The following is a 259-nucleotide window of genomic DNA, read 5'->3' as shown; positions in this document are numbered from 1 at the left end:
GAACTGCTCGGCGCCGACGCGGTGGATGGCAATACCCGCAAGCTGATGGGCAGCGAGGACTTTGCCTGGATGCTGCAGCGCTGCCCTGGCGCCTACCTGTTCATTGGCAATGGCGTGAAGCGGCCGATGGTGCACAACCCGGCCTATGACTTCAACGATGACATCCTGCTGACCGGCGCCGCTTACTGGGGCGCGCTGACCGAGCGCTGGCTCGAGCCCGCCTGAACCCTGCATTGACGACTGCCGCTGGAACCCGGGC

General features: G+C 65.6%; 1 protein-coding gene. It reads left to right on the top strand.

Annotated elements, in window-relative coordinates; translation table 11 throughout:
* On the top strand, window positions 1-225 hold a 225-nt coding region (locus SB765_RS31075), incomplete at its 5' end, for a M20/M25/M40 family metallo-hydrolase (protein WP_410932682.1).
* Window positions 226-259 lie beyond the last annotated feature (34 nt).

The organism is Pseudomonas sp. SIMBA_067 (genome assembly GCF_046534675.1).
GTDB classification, from domain to species: Bacteria; Pseudomonadota; Gammaproteobacteria; order Pseudomonadales; family Pseudomonadaceae; genus Aquipseudomonas; species Aquipseudomonas putida.
The sequence above is the reverse complement of the archived record's forward strand: the minus strand, read 5'-3'. Positions and strand labels throughout refer to the sequence as shown.